General features: G+C 74.2%; 12 protein-coding genes. 7 read left to right on the top strand and 5 right to left on the bottom strand.

The window, feature by feature from the left end:
• Positions 1 to 43: 43 nt before the first annotated feature.
• The gene (locus ADL22_RS04940) at positions 44 to 931 is read right to left on the bottom strand and encodes a MerR family transcriptional regulator (RefSeq protein ID WP_420711536.1); all 888 of its coding nucleotides are present in this window, start codon (positions 929 to 931) and stop codon (positions 44 to 46) included.
• 177 nt (positions 932 to 1,108) lie between these two features.
• Between ADL22_RS04940 and ADL22_RS04935 the strand changes: the two genes are divergently transcribed.
• The 4 genes from ADL22_RS04935 to ADL22_RS04920 all read left to right on the top strand — a co-directional run bounded on the left by ADL22_RS04935 (position 1,109) and on the right by ADL22_RS04920 (position 4,882).
• Positions 1,109 to 2,647 carry a flavin-containing monooxygenase gene (locus ADL22_RS04935; protein WP_066974168.1) on the top strand — a complete coding sequence of 513 codons (1,539 nt, stop codon included), beginning with the start codon at positions 1,109 to 1,111 and terminating at the stop codon, positions 2,645 to 2,647.
• A complete protein-coding gene (locus tag ADL22_RS04930; protein WP_066974167.1) occupies positions 2,644 to 3,633 on the top strand; it encodes an alpha/beta fold hydrolase in 990 nt (329 codons plus the stop codon). Before ADL22_RS04935 ends, ADL22_RS04930 begins: the two co-directional genes overlap by 4 nt.
• Positions 3,630 to 4,508: an SDR family oxidoreductase gene (locus ADL22_RS04925; RefSeq protein WP_066974166.1), complete on the top strand. Its 879-nt coding sequence runs from the start codon at positions 3,630 to 3,632 to the stop codon at positions 4,506 to 4,508. The genes ADL22_RS04930 and ADL22_RS04925 overlap by 4 nt, the downstream gene beginning before the upstream one ends.
• Before the next feature lie 170 nt (positions 4,509 to 4,678).
• Complete coding sequence (locus ADL22_RS04920) at positions 4,679 to 4,882, top strand: hypothetical protein (protein ID WP_066974165.1); 204 nt, start codon at positions 4,679 to 4,681, stop codon at positions 4,880 to 4,882.
• 144 nt (positions 4,883 to 5,026) lie between these two features.
• Here the strand turns inward: ADL22_RS04920 and ADL22_RS04915 are convergent, their stop codons facing one another.
• The gene (locus ADL22_RS04915) at positions 5,027 to 8,419 is read right to left on the bottom strand and encodes a S41 family peptidase (RefSeq protein WP_066974169.1); all 3,393 of its coding nucleotides are present in this window, start codon (positions 8,417 to 8,419) and stop codon (positions 5,027 to 5,029) included.
• A gap of 150 nt (positions 8,420 to 8,569) precedes the next feature.
• A complete protein-coding gene (locus tag ADL22_RS04910) occupies positions 8,570 to 9,772 on the bottom strand; it encodes a cytochrome P450 (RefSeq protein WP_066974164.1) in 1,203 nt (400 codons plus the stop codon).
• Positions 9,773 to 9,956: 184 nt separating this feature from the next.
• Between ADL22_RS04910 and ADL22_RS04905 the strand changes: the two genes are divergently transcribed.
• On the top strand, positions 9,957 to 11,144 hold the full coding sequence (locus tag ADL22_RS04905) for a serine hydrolase domain-containing protein (RefSeq protein WP_066974163.1): 1,188 nt from the start codon (positions 9,957 to 9,959) through the stop codon (positions 11,142 to 11,144).
• Between the two features lie 185 nt (positions 11,145 to 11,329).
• On the opposite strand, the gene ADL22_RS04900 is transcribed toward ADL22_RS04905, so the two are convergent.
• Together ADL22_RS04900 and ADL22_RS04895 are read right to left on the bottom strand one after the other, a co-directional pair.
• Positions 11,330 to 12,127: an SDR family NAD(P)-dependent oxidoreductase gene (locus ADL22_RS04900; protein WP_066974162.1), complete on the bottom strand. Its 798-nt coding sequence runs from the start codon at positions 12,125 to 12,127 to the stop codon at positions 11,330 to 11,332.
• A 55-nt stretch (positions 12,128 to 12,182) separates the two neighbouring features.
• The gene (locus ADL22_RS04895; RefSeq protein WP_066974161.1) at positions 12,183 to 13,070 is read right to left on the bottom strand and encodes an alpha/beta hydrolase; all 888 of its coding nucleotides are present in this window, start codon (positions 13,068 to 13,070) and stop codon (positions 12,183 to 12,185) included.
• Between the two features lie 151 nt (positions 13,071 to 13,221).
• Between ADL22_RS04895 and ADL22_RS04890 the strand changes: the two genes are divergently transcribed.
• Positions 13,222 to 14,109, top strand: a complete 888-nt coding sequence (locus ADL22_RS04890) for a helix-turn-helix domain-containing protein (protein WP_066974160.1) — start codon at positions 13,222 to 13,224, stop codon at positions 14,107 to 14,109.
• A 159-nt stretch (positions 14,110 to 14,268) separates the two neighbouring features.
• Entirely contained in the window at positions 14,269 to 14,913 is a 645-nt protein-coding gene (locus ADL22_RS04885; RefSeq protein ID WP_234430541.1) for a hypothetical protein, read from the top strand.
• The last annotated feature ends 104 nt before the right edge of the window (positions 14,914 to 15,017 follow it).

Genomic DNA, 15,017 nt, shown 5'->3' with positions numbered 1-15,017 from the left:
CCCACCAAAACCATCAAAACCCTCCGCCCCCTCGCCAAGGGCTTCATCGAAGCCGAACTCCCCAGGGCCAGGGACCGCCGCATCCGCACGGAACTGAATGACTTGCTGAAGGGGACGGGGGGCGGGGGCGGCGGTCCATGGCCATGGTGAGTTCGGCTTCGATGACGCCCTTGGCGAGGGGGCGGAGGTTTTCGATGGTTTGGGTGGCGCGGGGGAGGTCGTGGAGGGTGGGGAAGAGGTGGGTGCGGATGAGGGTGGTGAGGATGTCGGCGAGGGCGTCGGCGTGGGTGCGGACCTCGGCGGCGGCCTGGAGGACGGCGGCGAGGGGGATGCCGTGGGCGACGAGGCTGGTGGAGGCGTCCAGCAGGCGGCGGCTGATGTGGACGAACTCGTCGCCGTCGACGGCCAGATAGCCCAGGGCGAGGGAGGCGGAGAGGTTGTCGGGGGTGACCTCGCCGCTGAAGTGGTCGGCGAGTTCTTCGGGGGTCAGGCGGACCGGGGTCTCCTCGGACCAGGGCGGGAGCAGGGGGCTGGGCAGGCCGAGGAGTTCGCCGACGTCGCGGCCGGTCTCGAAGGCGGTGAGGAGTTCGGCGATGCCGCCGAGGGTGTGGCCGCGTTCCAGGAGGGCGGCGATGGTCCGCAGCCGGGCGAGGTGGTGCTCGTTGTACCAGGCGATCCGGCCCTCGCGGCGGGGCGGCGGGATGAGCTTGCGTTCGCGGTAGAAGCGCAGGGTGCGGACGGTGATGCCGGCTTCCCTGGCCAGTTCGGACATGCGGAATTCGCGGGATTTGGGGGCCGGTTCCGGGGTCGGGGCCGGGTCCGGGGCGGTGGCGTGCGCCTGCCGCGCGTCCCGGGACGCGGGCGCGTCCGGCTGAGGCGAGGACCCGCTCGCCGGGCCGGGGGTGTTCGCTGCTGCCGCCTGGTCTGCCACGGGGTCAGCCTATGCGGGGCGGTGCGGACGGGTGTGCGGGGTGACCGGAGGTAACTTGCCGGCGCCGGACCCCTACCGCTCGGTACGGGACTGGCCTACGCTCCAACCGTGCCAATCGTGCCAGTGATTGCTGGCGCGATCGGCGGACGGTGGAGTGTCGACTCGGGAGGTGGCGGCATGGCCGACGACGGGCAGCGGCATGTACGGGTGGCGGTGATCGGATCGGGCTTCGGGGGCCTGGGCGCCGCCGTACGGCTGCGGCGCGCGGGCATCACGGACTTCGTGGTCCTGGAACGGGCGGACGCGGTGGGCGGCACCTGGCGCGACAACAGCTATCCCGGCTGCGCCTGCGACGTGCCCTCGCACCTGTACTCGTTCTCGTTCGCGCCCAATCCGGAATGGCCGCGCAACTTCAGCGGGCAGCCGCACATCCGCGCGTACCTGGAGCGGGTGGCGGACACCTTCGGACTGCGGCCGCATCTGCGCCTGAACTCGGAAGTGACGGCGATGCGGTGGAACGGGGAGCGGGTGTGGTGGGAGATCGATACGGCGAGTGGGTCGCTCACCGCTGATGTGGTGGTGTCCGCTACCGGGCCGCTGTCCGATCCGCAGATTCCGGATGTGCCGGGGCTGGCGGACTTCCCCGGCAAGGTCTTCCACTCCGCGCGCTGGGACCACGACTACGACCTGCGGGGCAAGCGCGTCGCCATGGTCGGTACGGGCGCCTCGGCGATCCAGATCGTGCCCGCGATCCAGCCGCAGGTCGGCCGGCTGACGGTCTTCCAGCGGACCCCGCCGTGGGTGATGCCGCGCGCCGACCGGCGGATCAGCGGGGTGGAGCGGTGGCTGCACACCAAGGTGCCGGCGACGCGGGCGCTGCGGCGGCAACTGCTATGGGCGGTGCGGGAGTTGCAGGTGAGTGCGTTCACGAAGCGGCCGAACGAGCTGGGGCTGATCGAGGCGCTCGCCAAGGCTCATATGCGCAAGGCGATCAAGGATCCGGGGCTGCGGGCGCGGCTGACGCCCGACTACCGCATCGGCTGCAAGCGGATCCTGCTCTCCAACAGCTGGTACCCGGCGCTGGCCCGGCCCAATGTGGACGTGGTGACCTCCGGGCTGCGGGAGATCCGGGGGAACGTCCTGGTCGCCGCGGACGGCACCGAGGCCGAGGCGGACGCGATCATCTTCGGCACCGGCTTCCACGTCACCGATATGCCGATCGGCCACCGGGTCACCGGCGCGCGCGGCACCACCCTGGCCGAGGAGTGGAAGGACGGGATGGCGGCGCTGCGCGGCTCCAGCGCGGCCGGCTTCCCCAACTTCCTCACCATCATCGGGCCGAACACCGGCCTCGGGAACAGCTCGATGATCCTGATCATCGAGGCCCAGCTGAACTACATGGTCGACTACCTGCGCCAGCTCGACATCCTCGGCGGCCGGATCGCGCTGGACGCCCGGCAGTCCGCGGTGGACGAGTGGACCCGCGGGGTGCAGGAGCGGATGACGCGGACGGTGTGGAACACGGGTGGCTGCGACAGCTGGTATCTGGACGCCAATGGGCGGAATACGACGGTGTGGCCGGGGACGACCGCGGAGTTCCGGCGGGTGACGCGGCAGGTGGATCTGGCGGAGTATGAGCTGATTCGGCCGCCGGGGGGCAGTACGCCGGACGCTGGTGCCGGGGGTCGGGTCGCGGCCGAGGAGGTGGCGGTATGAGGGGCGTGCCGCATGTCGTCCGGGGGCGGTACGCGCCGCCGGTGCCGCGCCATTCGGTCGGCGTCACGTCGGCGGACGGTTCGGCGCTGTACGCCGAGGTGCACGGGCCGGAGGGCGCGCCGGCGGTGGTGCTGGCGCACGGCTGGACGTGCTCGACGGCCTTCTGGGCGCCGGTCGTCCGGGACCTGGCCGCCGACCACCGGGTCATCGTCTACGACCAGCGGGGGCACGGGCGCAGCCCGGCCGTACGGCCCGCCGGATACAGCACCCACGCGCTCGCGGACGATCTGGTCGCCATCCTGGAGCAGACCCTCGCGCCCGGTGAACGGGCGGTCATCGGCGGGCACTCCATGGGCGGGATGACGATCATGGCGGCGGCGGAGCGGCCGGAGCTGCGCGCCCGGGCCGCGGCCGTGCTGCTGTGCTCGACCGGCAGCGCCGATCTGCCGGCCGAGGCCCGGGTCTTCCCGCTGCCGACCCCCGGCGCCCGCCGCCGGGCGCACCGGCTGCTGCTGGGTTCCCGCGCCCCGCTCGGCCCGGTCAGCCCGCCCGCCCGGTGGGCGCTGCGCTACGCCACGATGGGCCCCGGGGCGACCGCCGAGCAGATCGAGGCGTGCGCGCGGATCGTGCACGCCTGCCCGCCCGGCGTACGGGCCCGCTGGGGCCGGGTGCTGCACGACCTGGAACTCACCCGGGGCGCGAGCCGGCTGGCGGTGCCGACTGCGGTGCTGTGCGGCACCGCCGACCGGCTCACCCCGCTCGTGCTCGCCCGGCGGCTGGCGTCCGTCCTGCCGCACTGCGCGGGCCTGACCGAACTGCCGGGCCTGGGTCATATGACGCCCATCGAGGACCCGGACACCGTCGCCGGGCGGCTGCGGGAGCTGGTCCGCGACCACCTGGCGCCGGCCCCGGCGGACGAGCGGAAGACGGCGGGCCGGCAGCGAGCCGCCGAGCAGCGGCGCGACAACGAGGAGGAGGCGGCGTGAACGGAAGCAGGCTGGACGGACAGGTGGTGGTCGTCACCGGCGCCGCGCGCGGCGTCGGGGCGCTGCTGGCGCGCAAGCTCTCGGCGCGTGGCGCCACGCTGGCGCTGGTCGGCCTGGAGCCGGACGAACTGCGCGAGGTGGCGGCCTCGTTGCACGGCCCGGCCCACCACTGGCACGCCGACGTCACCGACCACGAGGCGATGACGCGGGTCGCCGCGGAGGTCAAACTCCGCTTCGGGAAGGTCGATGTGGTGGTCGCCAACGCCGGGGTGGCGACCGGCGGCCCGTTCATCGACTCCGACCCGGTGGCCTGGCGGCGGGTCATCGAGGTCAATCTGATCGGCAGCGCGGTCACCGGGCGGGCGTTCCTGCCGGTGCTCACCGAGTCGCGCGGCTACTTCCTCCAGATCGCCTCGCTCGCGGCGATCACCCCGGCGCCGATGCTGAGCGCGTACTGCGCCTCCAAGTCGGGCGTGGAGGCGTTCGCGCACTGCCTGCGGGCCGAGGTCGGGCACAAGGGCGTACGGGTCGGGGTCGGCTATCTGAGCTGGACCGATACCGACATGGTGCGCGGCGCGGACCGCGAGGACCTGATGCGGGAGCTGCGCGCCCGGCTGCCCTGGCCGTCCAACAAGACCTATCCGCTGGGTCCGGCCGTGGACCGCCTGGTGGCCGGGATCGAGCGCCGCTCGGCGCACGTCTACGGGCAGTGGTGGCTGCGCGGGATGCAGTCGGTGCGCGGCTCTCTGCCGTCGCTGATCGGGACGGTGGGGCAGCGCGAGATGCGGCGGTTCGGGGACCGGCTCGACGGGTTCCGGGCCGGGCTGGTCGGCGCGGGCGGCGAGGCGGACGAGAAGGCCCGGATGAATCGCTAGGGGGGCGGAAGGGGCGGGGCGGCCTTGACGGTCCGCCCCCGGGGTCGCGGCCGGCTGCCCCCCGGCCCGCGGTCACACACTGTGCCCGATTGTGATCGAAATGCGACGAATGTCGGTTCGTGTCACGCTTATCGAGCCCGATCCCCAACACCCCCACAGGAGTGAACAGCATGGGCATCGAAGACCAGTTCAAGGACAAGGCGCAGCAGCTCAAGGACGAGGCCAAGCGGCGGGCCCAGCAGGGTCAGGAGCGCGGCGAGCGCGGCCGCCAGCAGGGCCAGGAGCGCGGTAAGCAGGCGCAGGAGCGCGGCCAGCAGGCCCGCGAGCGCGGTCAGCAGGCGATGGACGACGCCGAGGACCGCTACCAGAGCTGACGCGTCCACCGCGTGGAGGTCGTCCTCGCGGAGGGGCGCATCCGGATACCGGGTGCGCCCCTTCCGCGTGCGTACGGATACGGGCCGGGGGTGCGCGCCAACGGGCCGGCACCCCCGGCCCGTTGGCGGCCTGGTCCCGCCCGGTCAGTCGCCGCCCCGCGGCGGCAGCGCGGGCCGCCGCCGGTCCGGGACGTCCGAGAGGTCCGGCGGGGTCGCCGCCGGGTGCCGGTCCAGCAGCTCCAGCGCGGTGCGCACCGCCACGCCCAGCTGCGGATGGCGGCCCTCCGCCCAGTGCAGCGGGGAGCGCAGCGCCTCGATGTCCACGTCCACACCGTGGTTCTCCACGCCCCAGCCGTAGAGCCGGAACCACGCGGCGTTCATCGGGACGGTGATCGCGGTGCCGTCCGCGAGCCGGTGCCGGCCGGTCATCCCGACCACCCCGCCCCACGTCCGCATGCCGACGACCGGCCCGATGCCCAGCAGCTTGAACGCCGCGGTGATCATGTCGCCGTCGGACGAGGTCATCTCGTCCGCGACCGCGACCACCGGGCCGCGCGGCGCGTTGCTGGTGTACGACACCGGCTCGGCGTCCCGGGTCAGGTCCCAGCCCATGATGGACCGGGTCAGCTTCTCGATGACCAGCTCGGAGATGTTGCCGCCGGCGTTGCCGCGGACGTCCACGATCAGGGCCGGCATCGCCATCTCGCGCCGCAGATCGCGGTTGAACTGCGCCCAGCCCGAACCGCCCATGTCGGGGATGTGCAGATAGCCGCACCGGCCGCCGCTCAACTCCCGTACCACGGCCCGCCGTTTGGCCACCCAGTCCTGGTAGCGCAGCGGCCGCTCGTCGATCAGCGGGACCACCGCGACCCGCCGGGCGTGCCCGTTGCCGGGCGCCGCGGGCTCCCCGTCCGCCGCGCCCTCCCCGGTGCCCCCGTTGTCCCCGTTCTCCGGCGGCGCGAAGGTCAGCTCCACCGTCGTCCCGCCGGCCGCCGCCAGCAGCGGGTACGGACCGGTCACCGGATCGACCGGCCGCCCGTCGACATGGGTCAGCGCGCTGCCCTCCCGGACGCCGGTGCCGGCCAGCGGCGAGCGGGCCTTGGAGTCCGAGGACTCGCCGGGCAGGATCCGCTTGACCACCCAGCGGCCGTCCCGGCGTACGAAGTTGGCGCCGAGCAGGCCGATCGGGCGCTGGTAGTGCGGCGGGCCCTCGTTGCGCCGCGCGCCGGTGACGTAGGCGTGCGAGGTGCCCAGCTCGCCCAGCACCTCGCGGAGCAGATCGGCGAACTCGTCGGGGGTGGCGACCCGTTCCAGCAGCGGACGGTACTGCGCCAGTACGCCGTCCCAGTCGATCCCGCACAGCTTGGGGTCCCAGAAGTACGCCCGGACGATCCGGCCCGCCTCCTCGAACGCCTGCCGCCACTCCGCGCCCGGGTCGACCTCGTGCAGGATCCGCCGCAGGTCGAGGTAGACGGTGGTGTCGAGGTCGGCCGGCTCGGTCGCCGGGACCGCGCGCAGCTCGCCCTCGTCGTTGACGACCAGCCGGGTGCCGTCGCCGCTGAGCGCGAACCCGTCCAGGGAGCTGGTGAGTTCGGTGCGGCGCGCCTTGGTCAGATCGAAGTGCTCCAGGGTGGGGCGGCCGGAGGTGTCGGCCGGGTTGGCGAACGTCTCGCCCAGCGCGCCGGAGATCGGCCAGCGCAGCCACACCAGCCCGCCGCCGCTGACCGGCTGGAGCGAGGAGTACTTGGACGCCGGGACGGGGAACGGCGTGACGCGGTTCTCCAGCCCCTCCACCTCCACCAGCACCGGCCCCTCCGCCGGCGGCGGGTTCGCGTCCGGGTCCAGCCCGCCGGCCGCCGGCCGCCCCTCCGGGGACAGCGCGAACGGCGACGGCGTCGCGGACGACAGCGGGACGAGGTACGGGCGGCAGCCCAGCGGGAACGACAGGTCGCCGGTGTGCACGTCGTAGACCGGGTCGAAACCGCGCCAGGACAGGAACGCCAGATAGCGGCCGTCCCGGGTGAACACCGGCTGCTCGTCCTCGAAGCGGCCGTTGGTGACATCCACCAGGTGCCCGTCGGACAGCCGCGCCATCCGGATCTTCCGCAGCGAGCGGCCGATGCCCGGATGCGACCAGGTCAGCCAGCGGGAGTCGGGGGAGAAGGCGAGGTCGCGGACCGGGCCGTTGCGGGACCGGTCCAGCTCGGTCACCGGCGCGCCCGCGCCCTCCGCCGACCCGCCGTCCGCCGGCTCCACCTCGCCGGTCGCGTCCGGCTCCCCGGCGTCCACCAGCAGCAGCCGCCCGTCGTGGGTGGCCACCGCCAGCCGCTCGCCGTCCGGCGCCGACACCAGCTCGTGGACCCGGCCCAGCGCCCCGGCCGCCAGCCGGCGCGGGGTGCCCGGACCGCTGGCCCGCGGCAGGTCCGCGATCTCCACCGCGTCCTCGCCCTCGGCGTCCGTGACGTACGCCAGCCGCCCGGTGGCGCCCAGCATCACCGGCAGCCGCACCCGGACGCCCGGCCGGTCGTGCAGCGTGCGGGCCGGGCCGTCGCGGTGGGTGAGCCAGTACAGGCTGCCGCGCACGCCGACCGCGCTGGCCCGGCCGGTGGCGTCCACCGCGAGCCCGGTGACGTGCGAGGCGGCCGGCACCTGGTACGGGCGGCGCCCGGCGCGCGGGCCGCCCAGGGTCACCGCGAGCCTGCGCGGCACCGCGTCCGGCGACAGGTCGTCGATCAGCCACAGGTCGCCCGCGCACTGGTAGACGATCCGGGAGCCGTCCGTCGAGGCGTGCCGGGCGTAGAAGTCGGCGTGGTCGCTGTGGCGGCGCAGATCGGTGCCGTCCGGCCGGCACGAGTAGACGTTCCCGACGCCCTCGTGGTCGGAGAGGAACGCGATCCGCCCGCCGGCGAACATCACCGCGTCCAGATGCCCGCGCAGATCCGGCAGCAGCCGGGTGCCGTGCAGCCACATCCGGCCCATCGCGCCGCCGCGGTAGCGCTTCCAGGACGCCGGCTCGTGCGGTGGTTTGCCGGTCAGCAGCAGCGTCCGCCGCTCCCCGCCGACCTCGCCCACCGCGATGTCGGAGACCGGCCCCCACGGCAGCTGCCCGCCGGGCCCGCCCTCGGCCGGCACGTTGTACGCCCACGAGTAGTGCGCGAACGGCTGGCCGTGCGAGGACACCGCGAGGATGTGCGTATGCCCCTCGCCGTCCGGCGGCGTCCAGCCGCAGACCCGCGCGTCCGTACCGCCCCAGTACGTCAGCTGCCGGGCCGGCCCGCCCGCCACCGGGACGAGGTGGATCTCCGGGTCGAGGCTGCGCCAGGTGGTGAACGCGATCTGCGAGCCGTCCGGGGAGAACCGCGGGTGCCCGACCCGGGTCCGGTCCACGGTCAGCCGCCAGGCCCGGCCCGGCTCCCCGCCGTCCGGCGCCAGCGGCGCCAGCCACAGGTCGTCCTCGGCCGCGAAGCACAGCAGATCGCCGTGCAGGTGCGGATAGCGCAGATAGGCGCCGGGCGGGGCGGCGGGCCCGGACGGCACTCGGCGCAGCCGGCCGCGGTCGGTGGTGGTGTTCTCCGGCCCCGGGAGCGGCCCGGCGGCCTCGGGTGCATCGGTCACGCCCCCCATGGTTTCGGCGCGCGGAGCCCGTGGCAACTCGGCGTCCGGAACGCCGCCCGGACCGCGCGCCGGTCAGCTCCGGCCCGTGACGAACGGCAGCGTGGCGTACCGGCGCACGTACGGGCCGCCGGCGAAGGTGCCCGCCGCCGCGTCCACCGCGAACTCCGGGAAACGGGCCAGCAGTTCTTCCAGCGCGACGCGGGCCATCAGCCGGGCCGCGGCGGCGCCCAGGCAGTGGTGCGGGCCGTGCGTGAACGCCAGGTGCTGCGGCCCGTCCCGAGTGATATCCAGCAGCTCCGCGTCCGGCCCGAACGCCCGCGGATCGCGGTTCGCCGCGCCGTACAGCAGCAGCACCTTGCGGCCGGCCGGGACCGTGCGGCCGTGCAGCGCGAGATCGGCGGTGACCGTCCGCGCCAGGCACTGCACCGGCGAGGTCAGCCGCAGCAGCTCCTCGACGGCGCCCGGCAGCAGCGCCGGGTCGTCCCGCAGCGCCCGGCGCTGGTCCGGGTGCGCGGTCAGCAGCTCCGCGGCGCCGCCCAGCAGGCCGGTGGTGGTGTCGTTGCCGCCGGCGACCATGGTGAACGCGAAGCCGAGGATCCGCAGCAGCGCCGTCCCGCCGCCCTCCGGCAGCAGCCGCACCAGATCCGAGACGGTGTCGTCGGCGGGCTCCGCGCGGCGCCGCTCCACCAGCTCCGCGAAGTACCCGAAGAGCTCGGTGACCGCCGCGCCCGCCGCCAGCGGATCGCCCGCCGCGCCCGCCTCCACGATGGCGTGCGTCCACCCGTCGAACCGCGCCCGGTCCGCCTCCGGTACGCCCAGATAGCGGCCCACGACGAAGCTCGGCAGCGGCTTGAACAGCTCCGCGACGATGTCGCAGCCGCCGCGCAGCTGCGCGATCCGGTCCAGCCGGGACCGGACGAACGCCCGCACCTCCGGCTCGATCGAGGCGACCCGGCGCGGGGTGTAGCCGCGGGTCAGCAGCCGCCGGAAGTCCGTGTGCTCCGGCGGGTCCAGCATCACCAGCGGCGCCGCGTCCGTGATCCCCAGCCGCTCCCGCTCCCCGTAGCCGACGGTCAGCCCGCCCGCCGACGAGAAGCGCTCGGTGTCCCGGGCGGCGGCGAGCACATCCGCGTAACGGGACAGCACCCAGTAGTCACCCTCGGCGACATGGTGCAGCGGCCCGGCATCCCGCAGCGCCGCGTACATCTCCCACGGTGCGCGCCAGCTCTCCCCGGCGCACGGCGTGAAGCGGACGGGCTCCCGGTCGGCGGTCATGGCCGGGAGGGTGGGGGAGCGGGGGCAAGGAGTCAAGACACGCGCGGCCGCGAACCCCGCCGCCGCGGGATGTGAGGAACGCCACGCCCCCGGCCCCTGGCGGTCCCCCTGGTCATGAGCATGGATCCCGGCGTTGCACCATTGAGGGGTCACCAAAGCGACGGAAGAGTGGGAAGCGGGATCAGTGGTGGACGTCCAGGGCACGGTCGAGGACGGCTTCGAGCCGGTCCGGGACGCCTTCGCAGCCAACTTCGCCGAGCGCGGCGAGCGCGGAGCGGCGGTCGCCGTCTACCGGGACGGCCGCAAGGTCGTCGACCTCTGGGGCGGCACCAAGGACGGCGACGCCCGGCCCGGCGACGAGGCGGCCGCCCCCTGGGAGCCCGGCACCGCCCAGATCGTCCGCTCCGCCACCAAGGGCGTCGCCGCCACCGTCCCGCTCCTGCTGCACCAGCGCGGACTGCTCGACCTGGACGCGCCGGTCGGCACGTACTGGCCCGAGTTCAAGGCCGCCGGCAAGGACCGCGTCCTGGTCCGCCACCTGCTGGCGCACCGCGCCGGGCTGCCGGTCCTGGACACCCCGCTCACGCCCGCCCAGGCCGTGGACGGCGTCAGCGGCCCGGCCGCGGTCGCCGCGCAGGCGCCCGCCTGGACGCCCGGCACCGACCACGGCTACCACGCCCAGACGTACAGCTGGCTGCTGGGCGAACTGGTCCTGCGGGTCACCGGCCGCACCCTCGGCACCTGGGTCGCCGAGGAGATATCCGGGCCGCTCGGCCTCGACCTGTGGATCGGCCTCCCGGAGGAGGCCCGCGCCCGCGTCGGCCGCCTCGCGCCCGTCGAGGCGCCGCCCCGGCCCGCCGCGGCCGGTCTGCGGGTCCGCCCCAAGAAGACCGTCGCCGACGCGTACGCCGATCCGGCCTCGCTCACCAGCCGCGCCTTCGGCGCGATTTCGCCGGCGCCCGACGAGAACTCCGACGCGTACCGGGCCGGTGAGCTGCCCGCCTCCTCGGGCATCGCCACGGCCCCCGCGCTGGCCCGCGCGTACGCCGCGCTGATCGGGCCGGTCGACGGCCACGCCCGGCTCTTCGCGCCGGCGACGCTCACTCTGGCCCGCACGGAGGAGTCCGCCGGGCCGGACCGGACCCTGCTGGTCACCACCCGCTTCGGGCTGGGCTTCATGCTCCACGGGGCGGCGTCGCCGCTGCTCGGGCCGGGGTCGTTCGGGCACCCGGGGCGGGGTGGGGCGCTCGCTTTCGCGGATCCGGAGAGCGGGGTCGCCTTCGGCTACGTCACGAACGGTATGCAGCGGAATGTGACGGCTGATCCGCGGGCGCAGGCGCTTGTGAGGGCGCTGGCGAACGTCGTCGGCTGACCTCCCACGTCGTTGGCTTTCCCGCCGTCGGGGGCTTTTCGTTTCCCGCCTTCGGCGGGGTCGGGTTGGGGTGTTGGGGCGGGGCCCCTGGTGGGTTCGTGGTGGCGGAGCCCCCGGCCCCTCCCGTACGGTGCGGGACCCCGCCCCGGTGGGGGTGGATGTTCAGGCGCCGTGGGGGTGGATGTTCAGGCGCCGGCGCCGGTGCCGTGGAGGGCTTGGGTCAGGTCGCCGTTGGCGGTCAGGATGCCGCCGTCCACGGGGAGGGTGATGCCGGTGACCCAGGAGGCGTCGGGGGAGGCCAGGTAGGCGACGGCGGCGGCGATGTCCTCGGGGCGGCCTACGCGGCCCAGCGGGTAGACGGCCGCCGCGCGCCGCAGATTCTCCTCCCGGCCGTCCCAGTTGGGCGTGTGGACGGTGCCCGGCGCGATGAGGTTGACCCGGACCCCGCGCGGCGCGGCATGCCCGGCCAGGGTCCGGGTCAGCGAGCCCAGCCCTGCCTTCGCGGCGCTGTAGGCATGGTTCATGAAGTCCTGAAGCCCGTTCACCGACCCGATATTGACGATGCAGCCGCGCCCCCCGGCGGCCGCCAGATGCGGCAACGCGGCCCGCGCACACCGCATCGCCCCGGTCAGCGTCACATCGAGATCCGCAGCCCAGTCGTCATCCTCGATGTCCTCGAAGAGGTCGGGGTCCGGATGGCAGCTGTACGCGTTGTTCACCAGGGTGTCCAAGCCGCCGTACGTCTCCACGGCGTACGCGACGGCCGCCACCACCGACCCCCGGTCGCGGACGTCACAGGCCCTGGCCTCGGCCGTCCCGCCACCCTCCGCCCGGATGCTCTCCGCCACCCGCGCGGCCCGCTCCCCCTCCGCATCGGTCACCAGCACCCGGGCGCCCTCCCCGGCCAACCGCCGGGCCGTGGCCTCCCCGATCCCCCGCCCGGCCCCCGTGATCAGTACGCGGTATCCATCGAATCGCCTCATGGCGACTACCTACCCCGAGCCGGGCGCCGGCTCGCCCGCCTGGCCCGTATACGGCTCAGGCGAGGTGCTTCCCGAAGAACTCGACGAGCTTGGCGACGGCAGCAGTCACATACGCGTCGCGGTCGTACAGGTCGACGTGGGTGGCGCCCTCGACGAGGAACAGCTCGGCGTTGCCGGGGCTGTCGGCGACGGCCTGCTCGGAGAAGCCGCGGGTGACGGCCTCGGTACCGGCGATCATGAGCAGCGGGCGGGGCGCGATCTTCGCGACGTCGGCGAAGGAGTCGAACTGGTCGAGCAGGTCCGCGCTGCGGACGACCATGTCCCCGGTGGAGCGGGGGTGGTGGCCGCGGGGCGTCTTGTAGTAGTCGACGAACTCGGCGGTCGGGGCCGGGGTCCCGGCATCGGCCGTGTCGGGCAGTACGGGGAACGTGGCCGCGGGCTCGCCCGCGGCTTCGGCGCTGCGGAGCTTGCCGGAGGCCGCCACCATCCGCTGCCAGCCCTCGGGATCGGCGTCGCGGAAGAAGCTGGGGACGTCGGTGCCGGAGACGCCGGCCACGGCCTTCATACGGTGGTCGGTCTGGGCGGCGTAGGGCACGTAGGCGCCCGAGCCGCACACGCCCAGCACGCCGATGCGGTCGGGGTCGATCTCGGGGCGCGTGGTGAGGTAGGAGACCGCCGCGCGGAAGTCCTCGGCGCGCTGGAAGGGGTCCTCCAGGCCGCGGGGCATGCCCTCGGACTCACCCTGGAAGGCGGCGTCGAAGGTCAGGACGGCGAAGCCTTCCCCGACCAGGCGCGTCGCGTACACCGCCGGCGCCTGCTCCTTGACGCCGGTCGTGGGGTGGCCGACGACGATCGCGGCGAGCGGGCCGCCGACGCCGTCGGGAAGGTAGAGGTGCCCCGCGAGCTGCAGGCCATTGGTCGGGAAGCGGACGTCGGTCCTCATGTTCTTCGGCTCCTGGTGGGATCGTGGACGGCCGGCGATCTGCGGGCCGATATCCACTGTCCGGCCGGGGGCCGGGGCGGGGAAGGACGGGCTGCTTCCTGGGAAGGATCTGTCCCAGGCAGCACGCCCGGCCGGATGCCATGCTGAACGGATGGCTGGTTCTCCACACCTTCGTGAGCTGGGTGAGTTCCTCAGACACCGCCGGGGTGAGCTGACCCCGGCGCAGGTCGGGCTTCCCGAGCGCGGGCACACCCAGCGCCGCGTCCGGGGGCTGCGCCGCGAGGAGGTGGCCCAGCTCGCCGCGATCAGCACCGACTACTACGTACGCATCGAGCAGGGCCGCCTGGCGCCGTCGCAGCCGGTGCTCGACGCCCTCGTACGAGAACTGCGGCTCGACCGCGACCAGCGGACGTACGCGGAGGGGCTGGTCGAGCAGGCCGCCCGGGCGGGGCACCGCAAGGCGGCGCCGCGCCGGGCGGCCCGGCCGAAGGTCCACCCGCACCTCGCACGCTTGCTGGGGCAGCTCACCGAGACGCCCGCCATCGTCTTCGGGCCACGGCTCGACATCCTGGCGTGGAGCCCGCTGGCGGCGAGGCTGCTCTGCGATTTCGCAGCCGTACCCGAAGCCGAGCGCAACTACGTCCGCATGGTCTTCACCGACCCGGTGATGCGCGAGATCTACCCCGACTGGGAGGACGTCGCCCGCACCTGCGTGGAGGTCCTGCGGATGGAAGCCGGCACCCACCCCACCGATCCGGCTCTCACCGCTCTCGTGGGCGAACTGTCCGTTACTGACCAGCAGTTCCGTGTCTGGTGGGCCGAACACCGCGTCGCCCACCAGGACTTCGGCAGCAAGCGCATCGCCCACCCTGACGTCGGCGACCTCACCCTCGACTGGGACACCTTCCACTACGCCGGCGCACCGGAACAGCAACTCGTGCTCTGGTCCGCCGAACCCGGCACTCCGGACGCCGAAGCCCTGTCCCAATTGGCCCGCGACACGGCACCCGAGTCGCCTCCCTCATCAGGCGCGTCCTGACGCCCCTTCGCCCGGCATACGCCGCACGGCCCGGCGCACGGCGGCACCGGCTCGCCAGGGGGTACGTAGCTGACCCCCTCCCCCGTCGCCACCAAGGGCGGCCTGGCCTCCGGCGGCCGCAAGGGGGACCGTAGCGCCCTCAAGGACAACCGTTCGGTCATGACCTCGCCTTCCGGTGAGGATGGCGCCGCATCTCGACATCGCAGTCAGCCGCCTTCGACCTGTCCCCAGCGGCCCGCGCCCGCGCCCGCTGCCACGCGCTGTGCTGAGCTGTCCCGCGCCGCACTCGACGAGGCGGGGCCCGACGCTCCGGCCACGGCCCGTGCGCTGTTCTTCGACCGGGTCGCGTGGGCTCATACGCGGGTCGGCGAAGCCCAACCGGCCATGCGGGCGCTTGGGCAGGCACACGACGCGCTTGCCGAGGCGGACGGACGCGCGGCGCCCACGTGGGCGTACTGGGTGAGCAGGGAAGAGCTCGAGGTCATGGACGCCCGGGTGTTCACCGAGCTGCGCCGCCCGTTGCGAGCCGTCCCGCTGCTGACCCAGGTCCTTCGCCGCTACGACGCCACGCACGCCCGGGAGGTCGCCCTGTACCGGTCGTGGCTCGCCGTCGCGCTCGCCGACGCCAACGAACCCGAACGGGCGGCGGAGGAGGCCCGGCGCGTCGTGTCCGCCTCCCTGGACATGGCCAGCGACCGCATCGCCTCGCGCGCCCGTGTCGTGCTCCGCCGCCTTCAGCGGTTCAGGGATGTCCCTGAAGTCGGCGACGTGCTTCATGACCATGGCCATCTGCTGTGCGGATGAGGAACAGCTCCCCGCAGCCGGGGACCGTCTCGCCCCCACCCCCACCGGGGCAGGGTCCCGCACCGTACGGGAGGGGCCGGGGGCTCTGGGGTGGGTTGTCGGAC

Source organism: Streptomyces sp. NRRL F-4489, assembly GCF_001509485.1.
Classification (GTDB): Bacteria; Actinomycetota; Actinomycetes; order Streptomycetales; family Streptomycetaceae; genus Streptomyces.
Note: the sequence above shows the minus strand (reverse complement) of the source record. Positions and strands in the feature narration are given on the sequence as shown.